Consider the following 25,213-nt stretch of genomic DNA (forward strand, 5'->3'; position numbering starts at 1 on the left):
TCGTCGGAGTGGCGATGCGCTCGACCACAGTGGCCATCAGGTCGGGAGTGTGCTCCTGCACCCAGGGCAGCGGGCTGTAGGCACCCATCCCGCCGGTGTTGGGACCGGTGCCGCCGTCCCCGACGCGCTTGTAGTCCTGCACCGGAACCAAAGGCCGCACCTCGGTGCCGTCGGTCACGCAGAACAGCGACACCTCCGGGCCGTCGAGGTAGTCCTCGACGACCACGCGTCCACCTCCCGGCTTGTCCAGACAGGCGAGCCCGTGCGCCAGTGCCTCCTCGGCGTCGTCGGTGACGACGACTCCCTTGCCGCCGGCCAAGCCGTCGTCCTTCACCACGAAAGGCGCGACCGTGAAGTCGAGCGCGTCCTGCACTTGCGCCGCGTCGGTACACACCTGTGCGCGGGCTGTGGGGACGTCGGCGGCTGCCATCACCTCCTTGGCGAAGGACTTGCTGCCTTCCAGGGCGGCAGCGGCGGCGCTCGGCCCGAAGCAGTCGAAGCCCGCTTCCCGGACCGCGTCGGCGACGCCGGCCACCAAAGGGGCCTCCGGGCCGATGACGACGAGGTCGACCTCACGGTCGCGGCAGGCGGCGACGATCGCCCCCGCGTCCAGCACGTCCTGGATCCCGGGCAGCACGTCCACCATGTCGCCGACGGAAGCGATCCCCGGGCTGCCCGGCGCGGCGACGATGGCGCTGACGTCGGGATCGTGGGACAGGGCGCGCACCAGCGCATGCTCGCGGGCGCCGCTTCCGACAACGAGAACCTTCACCTGGCCAACCCTAGCCACTGGACGAGGCGCGGACGCGCCGCGAAGACTGTGTTGGATGGCAGGTCGTCCGGGCCAGAGGCTGGTGGCAGCTACAGGTGTGACCCTCCTCGGAGGCAGGGGGGGCATTCTCCGAGGAGGGCCACACATGAGGCAGGGTCTATCCGATGCCGTGGGGGGACGGCACCAGCGACTCGCACAATCCCCATACCGGTGCGAACACCAGCAGGAAAGATGGTGCCATGCCGAAGCGCAAAACACCAAGTCCGCAGCGCACAGCCGTGTCTGTGGGCCGTCCGGGGTCGGCCGGAGCGCCTCGCAGGGTGGGCGCCGCCGCTCGCGGAGGACCTGAGAATCTCGCGGTGGCAGCACCGGCCCGACGCATCGGTAGCATGAGCGCTTTGACATCGCCCGGTCGGCTCCCCAGGAGCGCGCGGGTGGGCAGTGTGAACGGGCCAGGAAAGGGGTGAGCCAGGAGTGAGCGCGGAGGTGCAGGACCTCGTCGGCTCGGAGATCGCCCTCGAACAGCAGTACGTGGACATGGTGTACCGCGAGCTGGCCAAGGCCGGCGTACGGGTCGAGCTGGTGCATGCCGAGGGGCTGGCCCGGGGGCGGACCGAGCGGGCCGGCACTGGGGAGCCACGCGAGGAGGAGCTGACCGGACTCTTCGAACGTGATGCGCTGGTCTTCGCCGCTACCAAGCGGCGGACCACCTTGGAGCAGCAGCACGAAGGACTGGTCTTCGGTCGCCTCGACCTCGACGCAGCGACCGACGACGGGCCGAGCCGGGAGGCGGAGGGGGACGTCGCGCTGCGGGTGCGCTATATCGGACGTCTGGGCGTGCGTGATGACGAGTACGAGCCCCTGGTCATCGACTGGCGCGCCCCCGCCGCGGCGCCCTTCTACCGGGCCACCCCGGTGCAACGGCACGGCGTGGTGCGCCGGCGCGTGCTGCGCTGCCGCGGCGTCACCGTGGTCGGCGTCGAAGACGACCTGATGGTGGCCCAGGCGCCCGAGGGCATGGTGGTCGTCGGTGACGGGGCCCTCATCGCCGCTCTGACCCAGAGCCGCGGCAGCACCATGCGCGACATCGTCGCCACGATCCAGCAGCACCAGGACGAGGCCATCCGCGCGCCCGCCCGCGGCGTGACCGAGATCACCGGGGGGCCCGGCACCGGCAAGACAGTCGTGGCTCTGCACCGGGCGGCCTACCTGCTCTACGCCGACCGTCGGCGGTTCGAGGCCGGCGGAGTTCTGGTCGTGGGCCCGTCCGCGGCGTACACGGCCTACATCGAACGGGTCCTGCCTTCCCTCGGGGAGGACAGCGTGACGCTGCGGTCACTGGGCGACGTCGTCGGTGGGGTCACTGCCACGCGTCTGGACCCGCCGGCGACCGCCGCGGTGAAAGGCTCGCTGCGGATGCGGGAGGTGTTACGGGCCGCGGCCCGGCTGCCGGTGCCCGGGGCTCCGAGTGAGCTGCGGTGCTTCGTCGCCGGGCACGCGATCCGGCTGGACCAGCGTGTGCTCAACCGAGCCCGGTCGACCGTGCTCCGTCGCCATCACCGCAACGGGGCCGCGCAGGTGGTGACGGGTGTACTGGCCGACCTGGCTTGGGCGGAGGTCAGCGCACCCAGTGAGGAGCGGGCGGAGTTCATCGAGGCGTTCTCGGACTCCAGAGACGTCGAAGCCTTCCTCCAGCAGTGGTGGCGACCGGTCGACCCCCGCGAGGTGCTCCGGTGGCTCGCCGATGAGGAGGTGGCGAGCCGGGTCGCGGGCTCGTCGCTGGACCGGGGGGAGGTCTCCGCCCTCGCGGGCTCGCTGCGTACGGCCGAGGATCGTGGCTCATGGAGCGTGGCCGACGTCGCTCTGCTGGACGACTTGGCCGAGCGGCTGGGACCGCTGCCCGAGGGTCCCAAGCAGGAGCGAGAGTTCTACGAGGTCGAGGAGCTCGACGACGTGGCCCAGCACGGTGTCGCGGCTCTGCGCCCGGAGCGTTCGTCGGCCTCCTCCTCCGGCGAGCAGGCATGGTCGTCCCCCTTGCCGCAAGACCCGGTCGCCCGGCTGATGTCGGGCAGCATCACGCCGCCCGACGCCTTCGCGCACGTCCTCCTCGACGAGGCACAGGACGTGTCGCCGATGCAGTGGCGCATGCTGGCGCGTCGAGGGCGCTCGGCCTCGTGGACCGTTGTCGGTGATGCGGCGCAAGCGTCCTGGGGCCAGCCCGCCGAGGCGGCCGCAGCTCGCGAACAGGCCTTCGGCTCCGCCCCTCGGCGCAGCTTCCACATGGATACCAACTACCGCAACGCCAAGGAGGTCTTCGATCTCGCGGCGCGCGTGATCCGCCGCTCGGTGCCCGATGCCGACATCCCGCGGGCGGTACGCGAGACCGGTCATCACCCGGTCGAACGTGACGTGCGGGCGCGCGAGCTCACGGAGGCCGTAGCCGGGTCCCTGTACGAGCTGCTGTCGCAGGTGGACGGCATCGTGGCGGTGATCACCGGCCCACGCTGGTCACCGGTCGCGCACGAGGCGGTCGACAGTCTCGAGGACTCCCGGGCGCACCAGCGTGTCGTGGTGCTCGACCCGGTCGCGTCCAAGGGTCTGGAGTACGACGCGACGCTCGTCGTGGACCCCGACGGCATCGTCGAGACCGCCGCCGGGGGCGTCCGCGCCCTCTACGTGGCGCTGACCCGCGCCGCGCACCGGATGACGGTTCTGCGGCCGGTGTAGGAGTCGGTGTCGCCCGTTAGGGTCGGATGGTGAGCACAGCCCTGTACCGCCGGTACCGTCCGGAGACCTTCGCGGACGTGATCGGGCAGGAGCACGTCACGCAGCCCCTGCGTCAAGCGCTGCTCAACGCAAGGGTGCATCACGCCTACCTCTTCAGCGGCCCGCGGGGCTGTGGCAAGACGACCAGCGCGCGGATCCTGGCCCGCTGTCTCAACTGTGCCCAGGGCCCGACCCCCGACCCGTGCGGCAACTGCGACTCGTGCGTCGCGCTGGCCCGCGGCGGTGCCGGCACCGTGGACGTGATCGAGATCGACGCCGCTAGCCACGGCGGGGTCGACGACGCGCGAGACCTGCGCGAGCGGGCGGCCTTCGGCCCAGCCCAGTCGCGGTACAAGGTGTACATCATCGACGAGGCTCACATGGTGACCGCTCACGGGTTCAACGCCCTGCTCAAGGTCGTCGAGGAGCCGCCTGAGCACGTGAAGTTCATCTTCGCCACCACCGAGCCGGAGAAGGTGCTGTCGACAATCCGCTCGCGCACCCACCACTACCCCTTCCACCTGGTCCCCCCGCAGCGACTGACGGGATACCTGGAACAGATGTGCGCAGTGGAGGGCATCGACGCCGAGCCGGGAGTGCTGTCCTTCGTGACGCGGGCGGGGGCGGGCTCGGTGCGCGACTCGCTGTCCGTGCTGGACCAGCTGATCTCCGGCGCCGGGGACCAGGGCCTGACCTACGAGCGCACCGCCTCCCTGCTCGGGTTCACCGACACCGAGCTGCTGGACGCGGTGGTGACGGCCGTGGCCGCCGGGGACGCCGCCAGCGTGTTCACGCAGGTCGACAAGGTGGTCGAGTCGGGGCACGACCCGCGGCGCTTCGCGGAGGACCTGCTCGAACGCTACCGCGACCTGATCGTGCTGTTGGCCGTGGGGGAGCGCGCCGCCAGCCTGTTACCCGGTGCCTCCGCGGACCAGGTGGAGCGCATGGCGATGCAGGCGAGGTCCTACGGCGCCGGCGCGCTGAGCCGCTGCGCGGACGTCGTCAGCCAGGCGTTGGCGGAGATGACCGGAGCGGTGTCCCACCGCTTGCAGCTGGAGCTCGTCTGCGCCCGGCTTCTTCTTCCCGGTGCCGCGGGCGAGGGCGGCTACGCGGCCCGGCTGGACCGCATGGAACGGCGGCTGGCCGCCGCCGACCACGCGCCGGGGCAACGCGGCGACCCCCAGCCCGCTGGCCAGGCGTCGTCTTCCGCCCACGCGCCTGCTGCCCCCGCCGCGCGAGCCGACCAGCCTCGGTCTCCGGTGGAGCCCGAGCGGACCCGCGAGCACGAGCCGCCGGTCCAGGAGGAGCCCCCGGTCGAGCCAGAGCCCGGACCGGAGCCGCCGGCCCAGGCGGAGCCCGCCGTCGAGCCCGGGCCCGCCCCGGCGTCCGCCGCTCCGGACCCTCCCGGGCCGGTCGCTCAGGATGACGCTGGGCGGGTCTCCGCGTCCCACGCCCGGGGCACGGGAGTCCTCGACACCGACGCGATCCGGCGATCCTGGCCCGAGGTGCTCGACCGCATCAAGGCCATACGACGGGTGACCTGGACGTTGGTCTCGGTGAACACGACCGTGGTCGACTTCGACGGTCGCCGGCTCCTGCTGGAGGTGGACACCGCAGGTCAGACGGAGTCGTTCCGTCGGGGCAACCACGCCGAGGTCGTGCGACAGGCCCTCATCGAGGCCATCGGCCTCGACACCACGGTGGAAGGAGTGGCCGCCGGCGGCGGTCATGGCGAGCGAGAGCCACGCCAACCCCGCACCCGGCGCGAGGACCCCTCACCGGAGCGGCCCCGCCAGCCCCGTCGCCGCCGGAGCGATGCCGCCCCGGGCCCCGCGACCGACGAACCGGGCGCTGTGGCGCCCGCCCGAGCGGCGGACGTACCGTCCGCTGACGACGACGACCTCGACGGGGCCACTACGGTAGGACAGCCCGTCATCGAGTCCGTACTCGGCGGCCGGGTCATCGCGATCGACGACGGCTCCCAACGCTGAGGGTGATAGGACATTCTTTACCAAGCCCTGCACCTGACCGTCCGTCCTGCCGCCTTGGCGCTGTGGCGTCCGGAGATCATCGGCGCCGACAACGTGCCCGAGCAGGGTCCGGTCATCCTGGCGAGCAACCACCTGTCGTTCATCGACAGCGTGGCCATCCCGTTGGTCTCCCCCCGTCAGGTGTCCTTCCTGGCCAAGGAGGAGTACTTCACCGGCACCGGGGTCCGAGGCTGGGTCAGCCGCACCTGGTTCACCTCCATCGGTTCTATCCCGGTCGACCGTGACCACGCTCGTGCGGCACAGGAGTCTTTGGACAAGGCTCTGGCGCATCTGCGCAGCGGTGGGGTCTTCGGCATCTATCCGGAAGGCACCCGGTCGCGCGACGGTCGCCTCTACCGCTTCCGAGCCGGCGCGGCCTGGTTGGCCCTCGAGGCGCAGTGCCCCGTGGTTCCCGTTGCCCTTTCGGGCACCGCGGCGCTCATGCCCGTCGGCGCGCGCGCCCCGCGGATCAAGAAGTTCACCGTGCGGTTCGGCACCCCGATCGACGTGACCCGAGGGTATGGGGGCCTGCCGGCGGGTCTGGCCCGCCGACGGGTGAGCGACGCGATCTACGAGTCCGTCCTGGCCATGAGCGGCCAGGAGCCCGCCGGGGCCTACAACGAGCGGCAAGCCGACGCGTGAGGTCGTGCCGCGGGGTGGCGGGCACGGATGGTGGCCGCGCGACATAGGGTCGTGGGTGTGTACGAAGGCGTGGTCCAAGACCTCATCGACGAGCTCGGCCGACTCCCCGGCATCGGGCCCAAGAGCGCACAGCGCATCGCGTTCCACCTCTTGACGGCCGACCCGCAGGAGGTCTCCGCCTTGGCGACCGCTCTGGCGCAGATCAAGGACCGGGTGCGTTTCTGCCAGGTCTGCGGGAACGTCGCCGAGGACGAGCAGTGCCGCATCTGCCAGGACCCACGCCGGGACTCCGGCGTCATCTGCGTGGTCGAGCAGTCCCAGGACGTGGCAGCGATCGAGCGGACGCGCGAGTTCCGCGGCCGTTACCACGTGCTCGGCGGCGCCATCAACCCGATCGGCGGCGTGGGGCCGGAGGACCTGAGCATCCGTGAGCTCCTGGCTCGGCTGGCCGACGGCTCGGTCACCGAGGTGATCATTGCGACAGATCCCAACCTCGAGGGAGAGGCGACCGCCACCTACCTGGCTCGCATGCTGAAGGACATGGACGTCCGGATCAGCAGACTCGCATCGGGACTGCCGGTCGGAGGGGACCTGGAGTACGCCGACGAGGTCACGTTGGGGCGTGCCTTCGAAGGGCGCCGCCGCATCCAAGCCTGAGGTCGGCGCCCGGAAGCGATCCGGCGGGGCTGTTCACCGTGGCCCCCGTGCAGCAGACTGGGCGCACGATGGACACCACCGAGGCGACGTCACCGGGACCGCATCCGCCGCCGCTCGACGCGGAGCTGTGGTCGCTCGCGCACGAGACCGCGACCGAGGCGCGCACCTACCTGGAGACGCTTCAAGGGGTAGCGCGTGGAGGGGCTACCGACTCGGTCCTGCCCGTGCTGCTCCTGGCGCTGTCCCAGGTTCAGGTAGCGGGAGCCCGGCTCGGTGCCATGGTCGACGTGGTCCCCGTCGAGCGGTACGAGCCGGATTCGGGCCCCGACCTCGACCTCGACGGCATCCGTGAGGACCTGGTGCGGCTTCTGGCCGGAGTCGACGACTACGCCGAGGTCACCGACCCGGTCGCGCTGCCGCGGGTCGGGCGGTCCGACATCTCCGGGGATCTGGTGGCCGTCGCGGCGGACCTGAGCCACGGGCTGCGTCACTACGCCGACGGAGCGGTGACCGAGGCGCTCTGGTGGTGGCAGTTCAGCTACCTGTCCTCATGGGGCGATCGCAGCGCGTCGTCGCTACGCGCGGTGCTGGCCCTGCTGGCCCACGTGCGCCTGGATGCCGACGAGGAAACGGTGATGGAGGCGGAGATGGCGGCACTGCACGCCGAGTAGCCGGCGCTCGGTCAGTCGCGCCGATGGTCGGGGTGAGCCTGCGCGAGCTCGTTCGGAGAGGTCTTGGGGTCGATGGGTGCCCCCGACCGGTAGGTGGCGCGGCCGAGGGTGTTGCTGGCCACCGAGGACAGGATGACGAAGCCGGCGATGGCCACCAGCACCTTGATCAGGTCGATCCAGTCGTGGCCCACCTCGGTGAGGTGGTTGAGATAGGCGGCGAGCAAGATCGCCGGCAGCCCGAGACCCGTCGCCGGGCTGAGGACGTTGATCCGGCTCAAGGCGTCCTCGACCCGCAGCATCGCCATCGCACTGACCAGGACGCACAGGGCGCCACCGATGGCCAGGATCCCGATCACCACGGTCAGCACAATGTCCATCAGCGTCGCCCTCTCGTGAGAATGCGCGCCAGCGCGACGGTGGCCAGGATGCCGAAGAGCGCCGAGACCGAGGCGACGTCGAACAGCACCGCCGTCGGGCGCAACATCGCGGTGGTGATGAAGATGCCCACGGCGCAGAAGTAGATCAGGTCGCTGACCGCGGCCGAGGTGGCCTCGTCCTGGGCGGCGATCAGGCGAACCAGGGCCACCACCACGGAGAGGGTGAGGATGACGACGGTGACCACCACGATGCCGGTCATGAGGCATCCTTCGCGGCGCCGCCACGCGAGGCACGCAACAGCTTGGACTCCATGGTGTGCAGGTCCTCCAGCAGCTCCTCGCGGCTCGAGCAGTACATCGAGTGCACGAAGAGAGTAGCGGGCGCGTTCTCCAGCGCCGGCGCGATGCCGAGGGTGATGGTGCCGGGCGTGATGGTGATGGAGGAGGCCATGATGGCGATCTCCGCGTCGGTGTCGCACCGCAGGGGGTACTCCACGATCATGGGGGTCGCGCCCCGGCCGGGACTGAACGCATCCGCGGCCACATCCAGGGTGCCGCTGACGACCTCCCAGAAGATGAACCCGGCGTAGCGGACGATCGACACAGGACTCAGTCTCATCCCAGCACCGCCTCGACGTAGGGCTGGAGCGTCATCAGGTCATCCGCGGCCCGAAGGGCGATCGGGATGAGGGCCCCGGCGAGCACGAAGAACACGAGCTGGAGGCCGACGAGGAAGGCCGCCGGCGAGGCCAGCTGCCAGGTGACCCGGAGGTCACGCGGGAGGGGAACCCGACGATCGCGGCCGCCGTGCGATGCCTCGGGGCGGTAGTTCTCCATAGCCGGCCCCCAGAAGACGCCCGACCACAGTCGCTGCATGGCGAGCAGGGTGGCCACGGCCGCGATGAGGACGGTGGCGATGAACACCCACTGCTTCCAGCCGCCGGCGTCGGCCGAAGCCTGCAGCAACCCGATCTTGGCGAAGAAGCCCGTCGAGGGTGGCAGCCCCACCAGTGACAGCAGCGCGAAGGCGTAGATCACAGCCACCCATTTGTCGCGCCGGGCCAGGCCTGCCAGACGCTCGTAGCGTCCGCTGCCGTAGGTCTGCTCGATCGCCCCCGACGCGAGCAGCAGGGCGCCCATGGTCACGATGTGGTGGATCATGTAGAAGATGCCGGCGGCGAGCGCGAACTCGCTGAACAGCGCCAGCCCCAGCAGGATGTGTCCGACGCCGGCCACCATCTGCCAGGCCAGCGCGCGACGCATGATGTGCTCGCCGAAGGTGCTGTACGAGCCGATGAGGATCGTCGCCACCACCGCGATGGCCAGGATCGGAGCCCACGGCGCCTGCCCGTCGTAGGTGCTGGAGTAGATCCGGTAGATCCCGTAGAGGGCCACCTTGGTATGGACGGCGGAGAACAGCGCCATGATCCCGGCCGAGGTGGCGGGGTAGGCCCGGGGCAGCCAGCCGTGGGTGGGAGCGACCGCGGCCTTGATGGCCAAGGCCAACAGCACCACCGAGATGGCCAGCCCGACTCGCGGGTCCTCCGCGGCCCGTCCCACGAGCTCGGCCAGGTTGACCGTGCCGGCCGTGGCATAGACCAGTCCCACACCGATCAGCAGGATGGTGCTCGTCAGGAGGTTGACCACCACGAACAGGCGCCCGATGCCCAGTCGCCGCCAGGTGCCGGTGACGGCGATGAGAGCGTAGGAGGGCAGCAGCATGACCTCGACGAAGACGAAGAGGTTGAACAGGTCGCCGGTCAGGAAGGCCCCGTTCACCCCGGCGGTCAGCATCAGCGCCAGCGACGGGACGAAGCGGTACCGGTCCTCCCCGGTGCGCGTGAGGAAGGCCATGGTGACCGTCGTGGTCAGCGAGGTGACCGCGATCATCAGGGCGCTGAACGTGTCCGAGACCAGCGGAATCGACACCCCGCCCGGGAACCCCCCGATGTTGTGGGCCAGGACCGGCGTCTCGCGGTGCTCGAAGAGCAGGTAGATGGCGGCCGCGGTGACGAGGGCGGGAATGCCCACCATCAGCCCCCGGTCGAGGGCGGGTCGGCGCACCACCACCAGAAGCGCCGCCGCGGTCAGCGGCAGCACGACGAAAAGGGAGAGCAGCGCCGGGTTCATCGGTCGTGGAACTCTCCGGTGTGGGGCATGTGCTTGGTGTCGTCGTTGTGCCCGATGACCGCAAGCGTGAGCATGAAGATGGTGACGGCCAGAGCGATGACGATGGCTGTCAGGACGAAGGCCTGGGGAAGCGGGTCAGCCGCGGCCTCGACCGCGGTCACGTTCGCCAGCGGCTCACCCCGAAAGGCGCTCACACCGGTGGCCAACAGCAGCAGGTTCGCGGCGTGAGAGAGCAGGGCCAGGCCGAAGATGATGCGGACCATGCCACGCTGCACGATCAAGAACACCCCGCCGGCGACGAGCACCCCGATGGTGATGGGCAAGATCATGACTGTGACCCCTTTCCGGACTTTCTCGAGGTGCGCCGTCGCTCGCGTGGGGGCACCGTGCCCGAGGCCAGGAAGGTGGTCTTGCGGCTCGGAATAGGGGGCATGTCCTCTTGCCCGGGGTGCTCACCGCGCACGGTCTCCATCGGTCCTTCGATCTCGCCCTCCACGGCCTGGTCGGCCCGCTCGCGCGTGCCCTCGCGGGTGCCTTCGGCGGCTCCGAGGAGGTTGAAGGCGACCATGACCAACCCCAACACGGCGGCGTACACACCGAGGTCGAAGACGATCGCCGAGGTGAGCTTCTGGCCCAGGAACTTGCCGTGCAGCGGCTCGAGGAACGACCCCTTGGCCAGCAGACCCCACACGCCGGTGCCGATGGCCACCAGGACCCCACCGGCGATCAGGGCCGCCGGAACACGAGGCGGTCCGACCGGCTGGTCGCGCGAGGAAGACAGGTAGAGCAGCGCCACGATGGCCGAGCCGACGAGGGCGGCGATGAAGCCGCCGCCGGGAGCGTTGTGCCCCCGCCAGAAGAGAATCACCGAGATGGCCGCGAGCAGCGGGATGGTCAGCCGCAGCAACAGCTGGAGCGGGATGGCGTTGCCCCAAGCCTCGACCATCGCCGTGCGTGCCGTGGTTCCCTCCGCACGCAAGGCCAGATCCGGCGGGGGGACGTAGGTGCGGTCCTCACTGGGCTGCGGGTCCAGGTACCGGTCGCGGACCGTGGACAGCAGGGCGACCAACGCCACGCCGGCCATCCCCAGGACGGTCAGCTCGCCGAGGGTGTCCAGTGCCCGGAACTCGACCAGGATGGTGTTGACGATGTTGTCCCCGCCGCTCTCGACCGGGGCTTCGACGAGGTAGTACTCGGTCACGGGGGCCCGCTCGCGCCGTCCGGTCAGTGCCCAGACCGCCAGCCCGGCCCCGATGCCGGTGAGGATGGCCAGCGCCGCCGCCGCACCGTTGCCGAACCGCGGGCCACCGCCGAAGCGCAACGGGAGCTTCTGCAGCACCAGCATGATCATCAGCACGGTGAGCGCCTCGACCAGCAGCTGGGTCAGACCGACGTCGGGAGCGCCGAGAGCGAAGATCTGCACGGTCACAGCGATACCGACCGCGGACAGGCTCACGGTCGCGGCCAGACGCGAGTCGGACACGGCCGCGCCGATGACCCCGCCGATCACGACGACGAGGACCACGGCGTCGATCGGCTCGGTCAGACCTGGGTGCTGAGGGGCGAACCCTGCCGTCTGCCATACCGTCACCGTGCCGCCGATCAGCACGAGGGTCAGTACGGTGAGCTGGGCCGCGACGTGGCGGGTGGGGTTGTTGGCGGCCACGGTCAGCGCGAGCTTGGTGCCGAAGACACGCACGCCCTTGACGCTCTTGCCGATGACGGCGGGCCCGTCGAGGGTGAAGCTGTCGTGTTCCATCCAGGGACGCAGCCGTCGGCGGTTGGCGATGATGACGATCCCCGCCAGGATGACCAGGGCCGAGAGCAGCAGCTCGAGGTTGAAGCCGTGCCAGAGGGCCAGGTGTACCTTGTGCTCGACCTCCCCGGCGGGCAGCTGGGCCTCGACCGAGCGCTGGACCGGGGTGTCCAGCACCCCGACGACGAGGGCCAGCGGAAGACCCACGAAGATCGGCAGGGCCGCGGGAATCAGCAGCAGGGGCTCACCCTCGTGCGCAACGATGTCGGTGCGGGTGCCGTCAACGAAGCCGCCGAAGACGATCTTGGCGCAGTAGGCGAAGGTCAGCACGGCTCCGCCGACCGCACCGGCCAGCGCCAGCCAGCCGACGAACTCCCCGCCGGGGGCCTCCTGCATCGCGACGAAGATCTCTTCCTTGGACACGAAGCCGAGCATGGGCGGGATGCCGGCCATGGACGCACAGCCGAGGACTACCGCGCCGAAGGACCAGGGCATGGTCTTGTACAGCTGCGGCAGGCGGCGCATGTCGCGGGTATGGGTGGAGTGGTCGATGACCCCGACCATCATGAACAACCCGGACTTGAACAGGGCGTGGGCGATGACGTGCAGCGTGGCCGCAGCCAGGGCCTCCTCGGTGCCGATGCCGATGGTGGCCACGATCAGACCGAGCTGGCTCACGGTGGAGTAGGCCATGAGCTTCTTCAGGTCGGTCTTCTGCGCGGCGAACCAGGCGGCCATGGCACCGGTGAACAGACCCGTGAAGATCAGGCTGTAGTTCCACACCGGGGTGGCGTGGAACGCGGGGCTGAACCGCATCAGCAGGAAGATGCCGGCCTTGACGACCGCCGCCGCGTGCAGGTAGGCGCTGACCGGCGTGGCCGCGGCCATGGCGTCGGGAAGCCAGGGGTGGAACGGGAACTGGGCCGACTTCGTGAAGGCGGCCAGGAGCACCAGGATCGCCATCGCCGTGGTGAACCCGGCGTCCTCGGTCCACACCGGGTCCGCCAGGGCCTCGGTCACCGAGGTCGTGCCGGTCTTGGCGACGATCGAGACCACCGCAGCCAGGAGGAAGAGCCCCCCGAGGAAGGTGATCAGCAAGGTCCGCAACGAGGCGAGCTCACCGCCGTACCCCGAACGGGCGATCAGCAGGAACGAGGCCAGGGAGGTCAGCTCCCAGCAGACGAAGAGCAGCACCATGTCGTCGGCGAGCACCAGGCCGACCATCGACAAGGTGAAGGCGCACATGGTCAGGTAGAAGCTGAGGTTGCGGCCCGGGTCGAGGTAGCGCGCCGAGTACACGAAGACCACGGCGCCGATGAGCAGGGCGATGAAGGTGAACACGACCCCCACGCCGTCCGCCTGGAGCGCGAAGTTCACGTCGAGCGCGGAGACCCACGCCACCGAGTAGGTGTACTCCTCCCCGCGCATCACGGCCGCCGCCGCCGGGAAGAAAGCGGCATTGGCCAGCAGGTACATCCCGGCGAGCGGATAGCCGGCGTCGCGGCCGAAGTAGCGGCAGCACACGGGAGCCAGGGCCACTGTGACGACGAGCAGGACCATCGTGAGCAGGAGACTCATCGCAGAAACAGCCTCACCCGGAGGTAGGCCACCGCGGGCCGACGCTGCAACGGGCTTGGCATGCGCGGGAGTCTAGCAACGTCGATGCCGCGGCGCGCTAGGTCGCTTCCGACGCTGCTGAGCACCCTGCGACTGCGGGAGTAGCGTGCTCGACATGCTCGACTTCCTGGATCTTGCCGACCTGTCGCTGTGGGACCTGCTGGCCGTGACGCCGAAGGTCGCTCTGGCCGTCGTGGTGTCGACCGTCGCGATGTACCTCGCCATGGTGTTGTTGGTGCGGCTGGTGGGGCCCCGCCTGCTCGCGGGGATGTCGGGCTTCGATCTGGCAGCCCTGATCGCCTTCGGCGCCATCATCGGGCGGACAGCGCTGGGGTTGCTGCCCACCCTGGGATCGGGGCTGATCGCGTTGGCCACGCTGGTGGTGCTGCAGTCTGCGTTGGGCCTGGTCAGGGGTAACCGGCTCGGGTTCGCCGTGGTCGACCACCATCCCGTGCTGCTGATGGCGGGCGAGCGGCTGCTCCCGGACAACATGGCGCGCGCCCACGTCATGCCCACCGAGGTGCAGTCGCGGCTGCGCATGGCCGGGGTCCGGAACGCGGAGGAGGTCGCGGCGGTCATCCTGGAGACCAACGGCTCGGTCAGCGTCCTGAAGCGAGGTGAGCTGCTCGAGCCCCAGCTGCTCAGCGGAGTCGTCGGCGCCTCCGAGGTACCGGCAGAGCTCATGGCCGAGCCCAGCTGACCGACGGGTGACGCAGGAAACGAGCGGTGCCTGCGGTGGTGAAGGGTCGGGGTGACAGGATTTGAACCTGCGACCTCGTCGTCCCGAACGACGCGCGCTACCAAACTGCGCCACACCCCGTGGCCGGCACGTCGGACTACCGGGTGCCACAGCGTCGGTCACGATATCCCACGGCCGACCGGCGGGCCGAATCGCGGCGAGCGCATCGCATCGGCCCCGCCGCCGACCAGGTCCGGCCCCCGGGGGGAGTCAGGCGGCCGTCAGGGTGAGCAGCGTGGCTTCGGGTCGGCAGGCCAGACGGAACGGCGCGTAGGGAGAGGCTCCCAGGCCCGCCGAGACATGAAGATAGGCCGCGTCGCTCGGCGTACCGCCGGGGTGCGGACCCGCGGCGCCCGGCCACCACCGGGACAGGCCCTTGGCCCGGTCCGTGTCCAGATCGCAGTTGGTCACCAGGGCGCCGTAGAAGGGAACACAGACCTGGCCGCCGTGAGTGTGTCCCGCGACGAGCAGCCGAGCCCCGTCCGCGGCCATCGGGTCAAGCACCCGCGAGTAGGGAGCGTGCGTCACCCCGATCGTGAGGTCCGCGCTGGCGGAGGCGGGCTGCGAGACGCTGTCGTAGTCGTCGTAGTCCACATGCGGGTCGTTCACGCCCACGATCTCGAGGTCCACCCCGGCCACCGAGATCCGGGTACGCCGGTGCATCAGGTTGTGCCACCCGGCGGTCTCGAAGCCGTCCACGAGGTCGTGGGTCGGAAGGCGTCCCCGGGTGAGGTCCTCCCCGCGCCGATGGCTGTCGGTGAAGTAGCCGAAGGGGTTCTTCGGCACCGGGGGGAAGTAGTCGTTCGAACCGAGGACGAACCCGCCCGGGCGCTGCAGTAAGGGGCCGTAGGCGGACAGCGCCGCCGGCACGGCGTCCTGGTGGGCGAGGTTGTCCCCGGTGCTGAGCACGAGGTCCGGTTCCAGCCGATCCAGCCTGCTCAGCCATTCGGCCCGGTAGCGCTGCCCTGGAGCCAAGTGCAGGTCGGTGACCTGCAGCACCCGGACGTCGGGCGCGCCCGCGGGCAGCACGGGAACCGTCACCCGGCGCAGCACGAAGGCGCGTGGCTCGACCAGGGTGCTCCAGCCCAGCACCGCCAGGCCCGCTCCGGCGGTGGCGGCCAGCGCACCGCGCAGCGGACTCGACGGGGCCATGGCCCCGATCATGTCAAGACTCCCCGCGCCGACGGTGAGGCGGGGTTGGGTGTCATCGTTCGGCCATGGACCCCTCGCCCGTGCCGACGGCAGCCCGGGTGGGCGCAGCCGTCCGCCGCGCCTTGGGTGGCTAACCGCTGGAGATGTAGACAGTGACCGTGCCACCCGGTTCTACCGGCTCGCCAGCACCCGGGTAGGTGTAGGCGACGGTGCCTTCCGGTGCGGACGAGGAGGTGTACCGACTGGTGGGGTTCAGCCCCGCCTGGCTCAGGCGCTGGATCGCCTCACGTTCGCTCAGACCCTGCACGCCGGGGACGGTCCCGCCTTCGTCCTTCGGTTGACTTCCCGTGATGTCTTGCGAGGGGTCTTTGAAGTCCTCGACCTTCGTCCCCTCCAGCGCGGTCGACATCATGTCCTTCCACATCGGGGCGCCGAGCTTGGAGCCGTAGAGCTGGCCCTCGATGAACCGCCCACCCAGGGAGATGTCGGCCAGTCGCCCGTCGTAGCGCTTGCTTCCCGTCGGGTCTCCGATCCAGACGGCGGTGGAGAGCTGGGGGGTGTAGCCGGCGAACCAGGTGTGCACCGAGCCGTCTGCGGTGCCGGTCTTGCCTCCGGCCGGTTGCCCGCTGTCGAGCACCGCGCGGAAGCCGGACCCCTGCAGGTCGACCACCCCCTGCATCAGCTCGGCCACCCCTGCAGCGACGTCGGGGTCGACGACCTCCTCGCACTCGCCCACCTTGAGCGGAATCTCCTCACCGTTGCCGTCGACGATCCGCTCGATCGGTACCGGCGGGCAGTAGGTGCCGCCGGAGGCGATCGTGGCGTAGGCACTGGCCACGGTCAGCGGGCTGGCGTCGTCCGAGCCCAGCACATAGGTCGGCGGGTTGTTCTTGTCTCCGGCGCCGTACTCGTCACCGTCGCCGCTGTTGAGCCCCATCCGTGCCATCGTCTTCTTGATCTTGCAGGTCCCGACCTCCGAAGCCAGCGTCGCGAAGGCAGTGTTCACCGACGACGCGGTGGCCTTGCGCAGAGTGATGGTACGGCTGAAGTTCTCGTCCTCGGCGTTGCGGACTCCCCAGTAGGGCTCGCCGAGCGTGCAGTCGGAGTCGAAGTCGCTGCGGAAGAAGATCCCCGCCGGGTGGGTGTTACCGACAGGAGTCCGCGCGTTGCCGGGCTGGTTGACCCACGTGCCTTTGGAGTCCACCCGGCCCGGCGCGCGCACCGACAGGGTCTCGTTCACGGTGACGTCGTTGTCCAGTGCCGTGACGAGGGAGAAGGCCTTCGCGATCGAGCCGATCTGGAACCCGGTCCCGCCCCCGAAACGCCGGTCCACGCTCCAGTTGAGCGATGTCTCGCTGATCTGGTCGTTCGACTCCTCCAGGTTGTAGTCGGAGGACTGGCCGATCGCCAGCACCTTCCCGGTGCCCGGCTCGACCATCGCTGCCGCAGAGCCCAGACCGTACTGGTTGCCGGGGGGCACCGACTTGGCGGCGACCCTGGAGATCTCCTTGGCCAGGTCGGGCCGAAGGGTGGTCTCGACCGTCAGACCGCCGGTGTACAGCTTCTGCTCGCGCTCCTCGCGGGTCGCCCCCAGGGTGTCGCTCTGCAGCAGCCAGGCCTGCACGTAGTCGCAGAAGTACGGCTGCTTGGAGTTCAGGCAGGACTGTTGACTGTCGGTGAGGTCCAGCGCGATCTCGGAGGCCTTCGCCTCCTCCCACTCCTCCTCGGAGATCATGTCCTGGGCGTACATCTTGTCCAGCACCACGTTGCGACGGGCCTTCGAGGCTTCGGGCGAGTTCACCGGGTCGGTCACCGAGGGGGCGCGCACCACCCCGGCCAACGTGGCCGCCTGTGCCAGGTTCAGGTTCTTGGCCTTGACGCCGAAATAGTGCCGTGCAGCGGCCTCGATCCCGTAGGCCCGGTCCCCGAAGTAGGCCAGGTTGAGGTAGCCCTCCAGGATCTCGTCCTTGGTGAGCCGCTCCTCGAGCGTGACGGCGTACTTCAGCTCGCGCAGCTTGCGGACGTATCCCTCGGTGCCGCTGCGGGCCAGCAGCGCCCGCTGGGCCTCGACGTCGCCTTGGCGCTCGGCCTGTTCCTTCAACGTGAGCTTCACGTACTGCTGGGTCAGGGTGGAGCCGCCCTGGGTGTCTTCCGTGGTCGCATTGGTCACGACGGCCCGGCCCAGGGCCTTGGGGTCCACGCCCCCGTGCTCGAAGTAGCGCTCGTCCTCGATCGCCACCTGTGCGTCCTGCATGACGGGAGCGATCTGCTCCAACGGGACGATGATGCGGTTCTGCAGCGCGGGGGTGGAGATGAGCGAGCCGTCGGCCGCCTCGATGCGCGACTGCTGCGCCAGGGGGTTGGAGTCGAGGTCCCCCGGCAGCTCCTCGAAGAGCCCCACCCCTTCGCGGGCGGCGGTGCCCGCGGTGCCGACCACCGGCAGCAACAGTCCCGCCCCGAGCAGTCCCATCAGCACCGCGATAGCCAGGAACGCCCCCAACAAGGAGGTGACCTTGGCCATAGTGGTGGCAACACGCATGGACAACAGATTACGCCGCGAACCTTGAGGTCCGGTGTACGTGAGCCGCCCGGTCGCGGCTGGTGATCGCCACCGGCGGGGCGTCGCGGTCCAGGGGCATGTCCACGGCGACCTCATGGCCTCGGGCGCACACGGCTAGGCTCGCGACATGACCACTTGGGAGTACGCCACGGTGCCGTTGATCGTCCACGCGACCAAGCAGATCCTGGACCAGTGGGGCGCGGACGGGTGGGAGCTCGTCCAGGTCGTCCCCGGCCCGGACGGCGGGTCCAGCCTGGTCGCCTACCTGAAGCGGCCGACGTGAGCACCGGCTCACCGGTGCCGGCCGAGCCTTCTGCGGTCGAGCAGCGCCTGCACGCGCTCGGGTACGCCGTGCCGAGCGTGGCCCCTCCCGTCGCGTCGTACGTTCCTGCGCTCGTGCATGGCCACCTGACCTACACCTCGGGCCAGCTGCCGTTCGTCGACGGGCAGCTGCCGGCCGTCGGCAAGGTCGGGTCCGACGGCGGGGTGAGCCCGGAAGAGGCCCATGACTGCGCCCGGTTGTGTGCGCTGAACGCCATCGCCGCCGTGAAGTCGGTGCTGGGGGACCTGGACCGGGTCACCCAGGTCGTCAAGGTCGTCGGCTTCGTGGCCAGCGACCCGGACTTCACCGGCCAGCCCGCGGTGGTCAACGGAGCCAGCGAGCTGCTCGGTCACGCCTTCGGTTCCGCAGGCGTGCATGCTCGGTCCGCCGTCGGCGTGGCCGTGCTGCCGATGAACAGCCCCGTCGAGGTGGAGATCGTCGTGTCGACGGCTCCGAGCGGCGAGGCGGGTGACACCGCCCCGGCGTGAGCCCGGAACATCGCGACCTCGCTCTGCCCGCCACGATGCGCGCGCAGTTCGACCAGCAGGCTCGGGTCTGGCTGGAGGACCGGCACGAGCGCCGCGCGGTCGCGCCGAGGGCGGCAGCCAGCGTGCTGTTGCTGCGTGAGGCCCGCCGGGCCGACGCGACCGGGGTGGAGGTCTTCACCCAGCACCGGGTCGCGGGGATGGCGTTCGCCGCCTCGATGTACGTCTATCCCGGCGGCGGCGTGGACGAGCGAGACGGGCAGGGTGAGCTGGAGTGGGCCGGCCCGGGTCGACGCCCGGAGCAGTGGGTGCAGGCGCTGGGCGTCGAGGAGCCTCTGGCGAGGCTGGTGGTACTCGCCGCGGTGCGAGAGCTCTTCGAGGAGTCGGGTGTCCTGCTCGCTGGAACCGGGGCCGACTCGCTCGCCCCCGCTCGAGGACCACGGTGGCGGGACTATCGCGCGGGCCTGGTCTCGCGTCGTCTGAGGGTGGCCGAAGTCATGCGCGCCGAGTCGCTGGTGCCGCGCAGCGACCTGTTGCACCCCGTGGCCCGGTGGGTGACCCCGGAGTGTGAGCCGCGGCGTTACGACACGTTCTTCTTCGCCGCCGCGCTCCCGCCGGGACAGGATGCCGACGGGGAGACCAGCGAGGCCTGTGCCGCCGGCTGGGTCGACCCCGCCTGGCTCGTCCGGGATGCCTGCCATGCACTCATGGCCCCCACGCAGATCCTGGCCGAAGAGCTGGCCGAAGCGGGCGGGCTGAGGGAGTTCCTGCACCGGGGGAGGTCGATGTCTGCGGTGCGGCCCTACCCCGTGGACACCGCCGACGGCATCCAGTTGCGGGTGCCGGGGGCAGACTGAGGGCGTGATGCGCTCCGGAGGCCAGCAGGCGGCGCCCGAGGACGCGCCGTGGGCGGGTGGGCGCTTCACCGAGCGCGCCTGGTGCCAGCTCTGCCCCAACCCCTCGCCGATGACGCTCGAGGGCACGAACACGTGGATCCTCGCCGAGCCCGGCTCCACCGAGGCGGTGGTGGTGGACCCGGGCCCGCTGCACGCCCCTCACGCCGCCGCCGTGCTGGCCCACGTGCAACAGACCGGGCGGCGGGTCGGTCTCATCCTGCTCACCCACCATCACGACGACCACGCCGAGTCGGCTGGGCGCTTCTCGGACGCCACCGGAGCGCCGGTGCGCGCCCTCGGGCGCGGTCATGACGACCTGGCCGACGGTGACCGCCTCCGGGTGGGCGGGCTCGAGCTCTCGGTCGTCACCACGCCCGGGCACACCGCGGACTCGGTCAGCTTCCTGCTGCCCGCCGAGCAGGTGCTCCTGACCGGGGACACCGTCCTGGGGCGGGGCACCACCGTGGTGGCCCACCCCGACGGAGAGCTGGAGGCATACCTGCAGTCCTTGCGACGCCTGGAGGACCTGACCCGAAGTGGGCGCGTGAGCGCACTGGCCCCCGGGCACGGCCCGGTGCTGCCCGACGCCGCGGCCACCGTGCGGTCCTACCTGAGCCACCGCAAGGAGCGCCTGGAGCAGGTCCGAGCGGCGCTAGGCCGACTCGGTGAGCCACCGGTGGCCGATGCCGACCTGGCCGGGCGTGTGGTGCAGGACGTGTATGCCGAGGTCCCTCGGCAGGTGTGGCCCGCGGCGCGCCGCAGTGTGCTGGCGCAGCTCGCCTATCTGCGGGAGCAGTGACTCAGCGGGCGCGCCGCACCAGCCGCCCGGTGTCGAGCAACGTCACCGACTTGGCTCCCAGCACCAGCCATCCGCGGGCCGCGAAGTCCGCCAACGCCTTGTTGACGGTCTCTCGGGAAGCGCCGACCAGCTGGGCGAGCTCCTCCTGGGTGAGGTCGTGGGTCACCCGCACGCCGCTCTTGTACGGCTGACCGAAGCGCGCCGACAGGTCGAGCAGAGCCTTGGCCACGCGACCGGGCACATCGGTGAAGACCAGGTCGGACAGTCCCTCGTTGGTACGCCGTAACCGCCGGGCCAACCCGGCCAGCATCTGCATCGCGACCTCGGGATGGCGGGAGATGAAGGTGCGCAGGTCCTCGTTGTGCAAGGCGATGAGGATGGTGTCGTTCACCGTCGTGGCGCTGGTCAGCCGCGGGCCAGGGTCGAACAGGCTGAGCTCGCCGAACATCTCTCCCGGTCCCAGCACCGACAGCAGGCTCTCCCGGCCGTCGGGGCTGCGCCGTCCGAGCTTCACCTTGCCGTGGGTGATGACGTACAGGGAGTCGCCGGGGTCGCCCTCGTGGAAGATCTCCTTGCCCTTGGCGAACTCCTGGGTGGACATCGACAGGACCAGCTGCTCGGCCGTCTCGCTGTCCAGAGCGGCGAACAGCGGTGCTTGCATCACGACGCCCGTGTCCACCTTGCTCATCTTGCCACCTTCGGACGGCGGAGGGCAGGGCCTTCCGGCCTGCGCCGTAGGCTGCCCGCGTGAACACACCGCTGAGGACGCAGGGCGAGAGCGACCTGGCGCGCACCCGGCGGGCGCGCAAGATGTACCGCCTGCTGGCCGAGCGCTATCCCGATGCGCAGTGCGAGCTCGACTTCCGAAGTCCGTTCGAGCTGCTCGTGGCCACGGTGCTGTCGGCGCAGACCACGGACGTGCGGGTGAACTCGGTGACCCCTCGGCTCTTCGAGCGCTATCCCGACCCGGGCACCATGGCCGGTGCCGATCGTGAGTCGCTGGAGTCGATCCTGCGTCCGACCGGGTTCTTCCGGGCGAAGGCTCAGGCCGTGCAGAGGCTCTCCGCCGACCTGGTCGAGCGCTTCGGGGGCGTGGTGCCCGGCACGCTGGCGGAGCTGACGACCCTGCCGGGGGTGGGCCGCAAGACCGCGAACGTGGTGCTCGGAAACGCGTTCGGCGTGCCCGGGCTGACCGTGGACACGCACTTCGGCCGGCTGGTACGCCGCTTCGGGTGGACCCAGGAGAGCGACCCCGTCAAGGTCGAGCGAGCGGTCGGACACATCATCCCGCGGCGGGAGTGGACCCAGCTCTCGCACGTCCTGATCTTCCATGGTCGCCGTACCTGTCACGCGCGCAAGCCCGCCTGCGGAGCCTGTCCGGTGCAGCGGTACTGCCCGTCGAGCGGGGTGGGGGAGAGCGATCCGGTCCGCGCCGCGGCGCTGGTCAAGGAGCCGCCCGCCGACCAGGCGGGGTCGTCACGGTGAGCGAGGCCCAGCCCCCGGTACCGGCATGGATGAGGCGCCTGTCGGCCGCTGCCGACACCTTGCCGGCTCCCTGGGCGGGCAGCTTCGTCCCGCCGGAGGGCGGCGGTGCCCGGCAGTCCGCGGTGCTGATGCTGTTCGCTCCGGGGCCGAGGGGCACCGAGGTGGTGCTCACGCTGCGAGCGGCGACCCTACGGTCCCACGCCGGCCAGGTGGCCTTCCCCGGCGGCGGCCACGAGGACGGTGATCCCAGTGCTGCGGCCACTGCGCTGCGCGAGGCCTGGGAGGAGATCGGGCTGCGTGCCGGTGAGGTGGAGGTGCTGGCCGAGCTCCCGCCCCTGCACATCCCGGTCAGCGGCTACGACGTGACCCCGGTGCTGGCGTGGTGGCACACGCCCGGCCGCATCTGGGCGCGCCAGCAGGCCGAGGTGGAACGGGTCCTGACCGTGCCCGTCGAGGAGCTGCTGGACCCGTCGACCCGCTTTCGCGTGCGGCATCCGAGCGGCTTCACCGGCCCGGGGTTCTCCGCAGGCACGCTCACGGTATGGGGGTTCACCGCCGGCCTGCTGGACCGCACGTTCGAGGTGGCCGGGTTGACTCAGCCTTGGGACCGCTCGGTGGTGCGGGAGGTGTCCTAGGGGTCAGGACTGCTTGACCGCAGCCACCGTCGCCTGCGCGTTGTCGATGGTCTTCTGCGGCTTGCCCTTGACCCGGCTGACCTGTCCCTTGCCCATCAGGCCCAGGATCGCGGCGATGACGAACAGCACGCCCGAGACGATGAGCAGACCGGCCCAGACCGGCAGCCAGATGGCGATCACCCACGCCAGCCCCAGCAGCAACAACCCGAACCCGTAGGCGCCGAAGACCGCGGCCCCGGCGAACATTCCCGCGCCCTTGCCGGCGTGGGTGACGTCGTGCTTGATCTCGACCTTGGCGAGCTCGACCTCACTGCGGAAGATCGACGACACGTCGGCGGACAGGTCCGCCACGAGCTGGCCGACGGAGCGCTCGTCGTTCGTGTGGGGCTGCTCGGAAGTAGACATGGCGAAACTGTATCCCCTCGTGGATGGGCCCGCAGGCCTGGCGGGCCGCGATGCGCGGGCGTGCTCGTGCCCGTGGTGCACCGGTGACCGCGGGTCTCCCCTGCGGTCACCGGCCCCCGATGTCACCACATGTTGGTGCCCACCCGGCACCCCCTGTTAGTGCCGGGTGGGCACCTGTCGACTCCCTGGTCCCGTGACAGCCAGGGGCACCTGCGTTCACGCGGTGCCGCGTCGATGCATCCATGATGCCTGGTCGCTTCTTGTCGGGGAGCCAGAAATCAGTCAAGGTTTGGCAAAATCTTGTTCAGTTCGAGCCCATACCGTGCTTGATCTTGTCCATGACCGTGGAGTCGGCGAGTGTGGTGACGTCTCCTACCTCGCGATCTTCGGCGACATCGCGCAGAAGACGGCGCATGATCTTGCCCGACCGAGTCTTGGGCAGCTCCGAGACGATCATGATCTGACGGGGCCGTGCGATCGCCCCGATCTCGTCCGCCACGTGCTGGCGCAGCTCCTGGATGGTCTTGGCGTGGTCGTCTTCGTCTGTGTCGCCGGCCGCCTCGGAGCGCATGATCACGAAGGCGCAGACCGCCTGGCCGGTCATCTCGTCGGTAGCCCCGACGACGGCAGCCTCCGCCACGCTCGGGTGGGAGACGAGCGCGGACTCGATCTCGGTGGTCGAGAGCCGGTGACCGCTGACGTTCATCACGTCGTCCACCCGGCCCAACACCCAGATATTGCCGTCGTCGTCCTTCTTCGCCCCGTCGCCGGCGAAGTAGGTGTCTTCGAAGCGCGACCAGTAGGTGTCGACATACCGTTCTCGGTCGCCCCAGATGCCGCGCAGCATCGAGGGCCACGGTTCCTTGACCACCAGATATCCGCCCGAGCCGTCCGGAACCGACTCGCCGGACTCGTCGACGACATCGACGCTGACCCCGGGAATGGCGACCTGCGCGGCACCGGGCCGGGTGGCGGTCACGCCGGGCAGGGGGCTGATCATGATCGCCCCGGTCTCGGTCTGCCACCAGGTGTCCACGATCGGGCAGCGCTCGCCACCGATGACTCGGCGGTACCACATCCACGCCTCGGGGTTGATGGGCTCGCCCACCGAGCCCAGCAGGCGCAGGGAGGAGAGGTCGAACTCACCCGGGATGCTCTCGCCCCACTTCATGCATGCGCGGATGGCCGTGGGCGCCGTGTAGAAGACGGTGACCTTCTTGTCCTGCACGATCTCCCACCACCGGCCCTGATGCGGGGTGTCCGGCGTGCCTTCGTACATCACCTGCGTGGCGCCCAAGGCCATGGGGCCGTAGACGATGTAGGAGTGGCCGGTCACCCAGCCGACGTCGGCGGTGCACCAGTAGACGTCCTTCTCGGGGTGGATGTCGTGTACGTACTTGGTGGTGAACGCGGCCTGCGTGAGGTAGCCGCCGGTGGTGTGGAAGATCCCCTTGGGCTTGCCGGTCGTCCCCGAGGTGTACAGGATGAACAGGGGCTGTTCGGAGTCGAACGCCTCCGCCTCGTGGTGGGGGGAGGCGGCTTGTAGGACCTCATGCCACCAGTGGTCGCGCTCGTCGTGCCAGTCGACGTCCTCCTCGGTCCGCTGCACGACCAGCACGGTCGTGACCGTGCTGTCTCCCTCGCCGCCATCGATGGCGTCGTCCACCACCTTCTTCAGGTTCGACGCCTTGCCCTTGCGGTAGCCACCGTCGGCCGTGATCACGACCGTGGCCTGCGCGTCGGCGATGCGGGTGCGCAGCGCCGAGGCCGAGAAACCCCCGAAGACCACGGAGTGGGCGGCACCGATCCGGGCGCAGGCGAGCATCGCCACCGCGGCTTCCGGCACCATCGGCAGGTAGATCGCGACCCGGTCTCCCGTGCTCACCCCGGCGTCCAGCAACGCGTTCGCAGCCCGCTGCACCTGCTCGTGCAGATCGGCGTAGGTGATGTCGAGCGTGTCGCCCCCCTCACCGACGAAGTGCAGCGCCACCCGGTCGCCGTGTCCCGCATCGACGTGACGGTCCACGCAGTTCACGCTGGCGTTCAGGCGGCCACCGACGTACCACTGCGCCACCGGGGCGTCGGACCAGTCCAAGGTCTGCTCGAAGTCGGTGTCCCAGGTGAGCAGCTCGCGGGCCTGGTCGGCCCAGAACGCCTCCTGGTCCTGCGCGGCGGCGTCGTAGAGGTCGGCGGATCCGTTGGCCTGTGCTGCGAACTGTTCGCTCGGCTCGAAGAGCCGGTCCTCCTGGGCCAGGTTCGACAGCGTTTCTTCGGACACGGATGCCTCCTGCGGGTGGGGATGTCGGCTTCTGCCACC

Annotated in this window: 24 protein-coding genes and 1 tRNA gene; 12 read left to right on the forward strand and 13 right to left on the reverse strand. The window is 70.1% G+C overall.

The window, feature by feature from the left end; translation table 11 throughout:
* The coding region (locus VJ976_RS08145) for a phosphoribosylamine--glycine ligase (RefSeq protein WP_414693599.1) at window positions 1-772 on the reverse strand (772 nt) is incomplete at its 3' end.
* Between the two features lie 474 nt (window positions 773-1,246).
* Here VJ976_RS08145 and VJ976_RS08150 point away from each other — a divergent pair.
* The 5 genes from VJ976_RS08150 (at window position 1,247) to VJ976_RS08170 (ending at window position 7,538) form a co-directional block, all read left to right on the forward strand.
* Window positions 1,247-3,499, forward strand: a complete 2,253-nt coding sequence (locus VJ976_RS08150) for an AAA family ATPase (protein ID WP_324099621.1) — start codon at window positions 1,247-1,249, stop codon at window positions 3,497-3,499.
* Window positions 3,500-3,528: 29 nt separating this feature from the next.
* Window positions 3,529-5,529 carry a DNA polymerase III subunit gamma and tau gene (locus VJ976_RS08155; protein ID WP_324099622.1) on the forward strand — a complete coding sequence of 667 codons (2,001 nt, stop codon included), beginning with the start codon at window positions 3,529-3,531 and terminating at the stop codon, window positions 5,527-5,529.
* Window positions 5,530-5,583: 54 nt separating this feature from the next.
* Window positions 5,584-6,210, forward strand: coding sequence for a lysophospholipid acyltransferase family protein (locus tag VJ976_RS08160; RefSeq protein ID WP_324099623.1), 627 nt, complete (start codon window positions 5,584-5,586; stop codon window positions 6,208-6,210).
* 57 nt (window positions 6,211-6,267) lie between these two features.
* On the forward strand, window positions 6,268-6,867 hold the full coding sequence (recR, locus tag VJ976_RS08165) for a recombination mediator RecR (RefSeq protein WP_324099624.1): 600 nt from the start codon (window positions 6,268-6,270) through the stop codon (window positions 6,865-6,867).
* A gap of 68 nt (window positions 6,868-6,935) precedes the next feature.
* A complete protein-coding gene (locus VJ976_RS08170; RefSeq protein ID WP_324099625.1) occupies window positions 6,936-7,538 on the forward strand; it encodes a DUF5063 domain-containing protein in 603 nt (200 codons plus the stop codon).
* Between the two features lie 11 nt (window positions 7,539-7,549).
* Here the strand turns inward: VJ976_RS08170 and VJ976_RS08175 are convergent, their stop codons facing one another.
* From VJ976_RS08175 to VJ976_RS08200, 6 genes are read right to left on the reverse strand one after another with little or no spacing between them, the layout of a single operon-like run.
* Window positions 7,550-7,915, reverse strand: coding sequence for a monovalent cation/H(+) antiporter subunit G (locus tag VJ976_RS08175; protein ID WP_324099626.1), 366 nt, complete (start codon window positions 7,913-7,915; stop codon window positions 7,550-7,552).
* Entirely contained in the window at window positions 7,915-8,175 is a 261-nt protein-coding gene (locus VJ976_RS08180) for a monovalent cation/H+ antiporter complex subunit F (protein ID WP_324099627.1), read from the reverse strand. Before VJ976_RS08180 ends, VJ976_RS08175 begins: the two co-directional genes overlap by 1 nt.
* Window positions 8,172-8,534, reverse strand: a complete 363-nt coding sequence (locus VJ976_RS08185) for a Na+/H+ antiporter subunit E (protein ID WP_324099628.1) — start codon at window positions 8,532-8,534, stop codon at window positions 8,172-8,174. The genes VJ976_RS08180 and VJ976_RS08185 overlap by 4 nt, the downstream gene beginning before the upstream one ends.
* A complete protein-coding gene (locus VJ976_RS08190; protein ID WP_324099629.1) occupies window positions 8,531-10,045 on the reverse strand; it encodes a monovalent cation/H+ antiporter subunit D family protein in 1,515 nt (504 codons plus the stop codon). Before VJ976_RS08190 ends, VJ976_RS08185 begins: the two co-directional genes overlap by 4 nt.
* Window positions 10,042-10,374 carry a cation:proton antiporter subunit C gene (locus VJ976_RS08195; protein ID WP_324099630.1) on the reverse strand — a complete coding sequence of 111 codons (333 nt, stop codon included), beginning with the start codon at window positions 10,372-10,374 and terminating at the stop codon, window positions 10,042-10,044. Before VJ976_RS08195 ends, VJ976_RS08190 begins: the two co-directional genes overlap by 4 nt.
* The gene (locus VJ976_RS08200) at window positions 10,371-13,379 is read right to left on the reverse strand and encodes a DUF4040 family protein (RefSeq protein ID WP_324099631.1); all 3,009 of its coding nucleotides are present in this window, start codon (window positions 13,377-13,379) and stop codon (window positions 10,371-10,373) included. The genes VJ976_RS08195 and VJ976_RS08200 overlap by 4 nt, the downstream gene beginning before the upstream one ends.
* 154 nt (window positions 13,380-13,533) lie before the next feature.
* Between VJ976_RS08200 and VJ976_RS08205 the strand changes: the two genes are divergently transcribed.
* Window positions 13,534-14,118 carry a DUF421 domain-containing protein gene (locus VJ976_RS08205; RefSeq protein ID WP_324099632.1) on the forward strand — a complete coding sequence of 195 codons (585 nt, stop codon included), beginning with the start codon at window positions 13,534-13,536 and terminating at the stop codon, window positions 14,116-14,118.
* Window positions 14,119-14,164: 46 nt separating this feature from the next.
* Here the strand turns inward: VJ976_RS08205 and VJ976_RS08210 are convergent.
* The 3 genes from VJ976_RS08210 to VJ976_RS08220 form a co-directional block, all read right to left on the reverse strand.
* Window positions 14,165-14,238, reverse strand: a tRNA-Pro gene (locus VJ976_RS08210).
* Between the two features lie 129 nt (window positions 14,239-14,367).
* A complete protein-coding gene (locus tag VJ976_RS08215) occupies window positions 14,368-15,309 on the reverse strand; it encodes a metallophosphoesterase (RefSeq protein WP_324099633.1) in 942 nt (313 codons plus the stop codon).
* A 130-nt stretch (window positions 15,310-15,439) separates the two neighbouring features.
* Window positions 15,440-17,848: a transglycosylase domain-containing protein gene (locus VJ976_RS08220; RefSeq protein WP_324099634.1), complete on the reverse strand. Its 2,409-nt coding sequence runs from the start codon at window positions 17,846-17,848 to the stop codon at window positions 15,440-15,442.
* 148 nt (window positions 17,849-17,996) lie between these two features.
* Between VJ976_RS08220 and VJ976_RS08225 the strand changes: the two genes are divergently transcribed.
* The 4 genes from VJ976_RS08225 to VJ976_RS08240 are packed head-to-tail and all read left to right on the forward strand — an operon-like array spanning window position 17,997 to window position 20,371.
* Window positions 17,997-18,152 carry a DUF4177 domain-containing protein gene (locus tag VJ976_RS08225; RefSeq protein WP_324099635.1) on the forward strand — a complete coding sequence of 52 codons (156 nt, stop codon included), beginning with the start codon at window positions 17,997-17,999 and terminating at the stop codon, window positions 18,150-18,152.
* On the forward strand, window positions 18,149-18,679 hold the full coding sequence (locus VJ976_RS08230) for a RidA family protein (RefSeq protein WP_324099636.1): 531 nt from the start codon (window positions 18,149-18,151) through the stop codon (window positions 18,677-18,679). Before VJ976_RS08225 ends, VJ976_RS08230 begins: the two co-directional genes overlap by 4 nt.
* Complete coding sequence (locus VJ976_RS08235) at window positions 18,676-19,533, forward strand: NUDIX hydrolase (protein ID WP_324099637.1); 858 nt, start codon at window positions 18,676-18,678, stop codon at window positions 19,531-19,533. The genes VJ976_RS08230 and VJ976_RS08235 overlap by 4 nt, the downstream gene beginning before the upstream one ends.
* A 7-nt stretch (window positions 19,534-19,540) precedes the next feature.
* Window positions 19,541-20,371 (forward strand): MBL fold metallo-hydrolase, encoded by an 831-nt coding sequence (locus VJ976_RS08240; RefSeq protein ID WP_324099666.1) that lies wholly within the window; start codon window positions 19,541-19,543, stop codon window positions 20,369-20,371.
* A 1-nt stretch (window position 20,372) separates the two neighbouring features.
* Here the strand turns inward: VJ976_RS08240 and VJ976_RS08245 are convergent, their stop codons facing one another.
* Window positions 20,373-21,050 carry a Crp/Fnr family transcriptional regulator gene (locus VJ976_RS08245; RefSeq protein ID WP_324099667.1) on the reverse strand — a complete coding sequence of 226 codons (678 nt, stop codon included), beginning with the start codon at window positions 21,048-21,050 and terminating at the stop codon, window positions 20,373-20,375.
* A gap of 131 nt (window positions 21,051-21,181) precedes the next feature.
* Here VJ976_RS08245 and nth point away from each other — a divergent pair, with 131 nt between their 5' ends.
* A complete protein-coding gene (gene nth / locus VJ976_RS08250; RefSeq protein ID WP_324099668.1) occupies window positions 21,182-21,856 on the forward strand; it encodes an endonuclease III in 675 nt (224 codons plus the stop codon).
* A complete protein-coding gene (locus tag VJ976_RS08255) occupies window positions 21,853-22,491 on the forward strand; it encodes a CoA pyrophosphatase (RefSeq protein ID WP_324099638.1) in 639 nt (212 codons plus the stop codon). Before nth ends, VJ976_RS08255 begins: the two co-directional genes overlap by 4 nt.
* A gap of 3 nt (window positions 22,492-22,494) precedes the next feature.
* Here the strand turns inward: VJ976_RS08255 and VJ976_RS08260 are convergent, their stop codons facing one another.
* Complete coding sequence (locus VJ976_RS08260) at window positions 22,495-22,896, reverse strand: phage holin family protein (protein ID WP_324099639.1); 402 nt, start codon at window positions 22,894-22,896, stop codon at window positions 22,495-22,497.
* Window positions 22,897-23,200: 304 nt separating this feature from the next.
* Window positions 23,201-25,174 (reverse strand): acetate--CoA ligase, encoded by a 1,974-nt coding sequence (gene acs / locus VJ976_RS08265; protein WP_324099640.1) that lies wholly within the window; start codon window positions 25,172-25,174, stop codon window positions 23,201-23,203.
* Between the last annotated feature and the right edge of the window lie 39 nt (window positions 25,175-25,213).

Source organism: Ornithinimicrobium sp., assembly GCF_035267225.1.
Taxonomy (GTDB): domain Bacteria; phylum Actinomycetota; class Actinomycetes; order Actinomycetales; family Dermatophilaceae; genus Ornithinicoccus.

Excerpts from the sequence above, each read along its gene's own strand:
- VJ976_RS08170 (WP_324099625.1), top strand. The coding sequence starts at position 6,936 with ATGGACACCACCGAGGCGACGTCACCGGGACCGCATCCGCCGCCGCTC.
- VJ976_RS08175 (WP_324099626.1), bottom strand. The coding sequence starts at position 7,915 with ATGGACATTGTGCTGACCGTGGTGATCGGGATCCTGGCCATCGGTGGC.
- VJ976_RS08180 (WP_324099627.1), bottom strand. The coding sequence starts at position 8,175 with ATGACCGGCATCGTGGTGGTCACCGTCGTCATCCTCACCCTCTCCGTG.
- VJ976_RS08185 (WP_324099628.1), bottom strand. The coding sequence starts at position 8,534 with ATGAGACTGAGTCCTGTGTCGATCGTCCGCTACGCCGGGTTCATCTTC.
- VJ976_RS08190 (WP_324099629.1), bottom strand. The coding sequence starts at position 10,045 with ATGAACCCGGCGCTGCTCTCCCTTTTCGTCGTGCTGCCGCTGACCGCG.
- VJ976_RS08195 (WP_324099630.1), bottom strand. The coding sequence starts at position 10,374 with ATGATCTTGCCCATCACCATCGGGGTGCTCGTCGCCGGCGGGGTGTTC.
- VJ976_RS08200 (WP_324099631.1), bottom strand. The coding sequence starts at position 13,379 with ATGAGTCTCCTGCTCACGATGGTCCTGCTCGTCGTCACAGTGGCCCTG.
- VJ976_RS08205 (WP_324099632.1), top strand. The coding sequence starts at position 13,534 with ATGCTCGACTTCCTGGATCTTGCCGACCTGTCGCTGTGGGACCTGCTG.
- VJ976_RS08215 (WP_324099633.1), bottom strand. The coding sequence starts at position 15,309 with ATGGCCCCGTCGAGTCCGCTGCGCGGTGCGCTGGCCGCCACCGCCGGA.
- VJ976_RS08220 (WP_324099634.1), bottom strand. The coding sequence starts at position 17,848 with ATGCGTGTTGCCACCACTATGGCCAAGGTCACCTCCTTGTTGGGGGCG.
- VJ976_RS08225 (WP_324099635.1), top strand. The coding sequence starts at position 17,997 with ATGACCACTTGGGAGTACGCCACGGTGCCGTTGATCGTCCACGCGACC.
- VJ976_RS08240 (WP_324099666.1), top strand. The coding sequence starts at position 19,541 with ATGCGCTCCGGAGGCCAGCAGGCGGCGCCCGAGGACGCGCCGTGGGCG.
- nth (WP_324099668.1), top strand. The coding sequence starts at position 21,182 with ATGTACCGCCTGCTGGCCGAGCGCTATCCCGATGCGCAGTGCGAGCTC.
- VJ976_RS08260 (WP_324099639.1), bottom strand. The coding sequence starts at position 22,896 with ATGTCTACTTCCGAGCAGCCCCACACGAACGACGAGCGCTCCGTCGGC.